The sequence below is a fragment of the Pseudomonas aestuarii genome, from assembly GCF_027988105.1.
GTDB lineage: Bacteria > Pseudomonadota > Gammaproteobacteria > Pseudomonadales > Pseudomonadaceae > Aquipseudomonas > Aquipseudomonas aestuarii.
Genome location: NZ_JAQJZJ010000024.1, coordinates 1 through 1,115 on the forward strand (window position 1 = coordinate 1; position 1,115 = coordinate 1,115).

At 59.3% G+C, this 1,115-nt stretch carries 1 protein-coding gene; it reads left to right on the forward strand.

The window, feature by feature from the left end:
• Nucleotides 1-56: 56 nt before the first annotated feature.
• On the forward strand, nucleotides 57-1,085 hold the full coding sequence (locus PH586_RS23375; RefSeq protein ID WP_271350202.1) for an IS30 family transposase: 1,029 nt from the start codon (nucleotides 57-59) through the stop codon (nucleotides 1,083-1,085).
• Nucleotides 1,086-1,115 lie beyond the last annotated feature (30 nt).

Sequence of the window (1,115 nt, forward strand, 5' to 3'; positions counted from 1 at the left end):
TGGCGGCGGCAAAAACTGAGTGCAACACCTGACCTTTCCGGTACGGTGCTGCCCCTATGTCTTATTCCGAACTCAGCGTTGAAGAGCGCGCCACCATTCAAATCGGTCATGCCCAAGGCTTCAGCCTGCGTAGGATTGCCTGCTTGATCACCCGATCCCCTTCGACCATCAGCCGGGAGCTGCGTCGCAATCGAGATGCCTGCGGTGGCTACTCGGCCCGCATAGCCCAGCAGCAGATGCACGCCCGCCGCCAGGTTTGTCGACCAATGCGAAAGCTGTTGCCGGGTAGCGAGCGCTTCGAGTTGGTGGCCCATATGCTGCGTGAGCGTTTGTCTCCCGAGCAGATTGCCGGCAAGCTGCGCAGCATGAACATTCCCAGCCTCAGAGATGCCTACGTCTGTCGCGAGACGATCTATAACGCGATCTATGCCTTGCCGGTCGGCGAGCTGCGTAAGGAGCTGATCATCTGCTTGCGCCAAAGCAAGACGACGCGCAGACCGCGTTCTGGCGGCGTGGATCGGCGCGGCCAGATCCCTGAGATGGTCAGCATTCATGTGCGCCCGCCGGAGATCGAAGACCGGCTGATGCCAGGGCATTGGGAAGGTGACCTGATCAAGGGTAAGGCCAACGCCTCGTCTGTAGGCACGTTGGTGGAGCGCACCAGTGGCTACCTGATGCTGGTGAAAATGAATGACGCGACGGCAACCTCGGCGATGGAGGGCTTCAGTGCAGCGCTCAACGGCATGCCACTGGCGATGCGCAAGAGCATGACCTACGACCAGGGCCGGGAGATGGCGCGACACGCCGAGATCACCCAGAAAACCGGCATCGCGATCTACTTCTGCGACCCGCACAGCCCTTGGCAGCGCGGCAGCAACGAAAACATCAACGGTCTGATCCGTCAGTACCTGCCCAAGGGGACGGACTTGTCGGGACACAGCCAAGAACAGTTGGATGCCATTGCCTTGCAACTGAATATGCGCCCCCGTAAACGCTTCGATTTCAAATGTCCGATCGAAATGATGAGTGAGGTGATGCAAAAGGCCATGGCTATGCGGCACGATGCGCCCACTTCAATTCAATAACCGTGTTGCACTCAGCTTCTGCAACCGCCC

What these genes read in the sequence shown, in the direction of transcription:
- PH586_RS23375 (WP_271350202.1), top strand. Translation starts at nt 57, where the DNA reads ATGTCTTATTCCGAACTCAGCGTTGAAGAGCGCGCCACCATTCAAATC.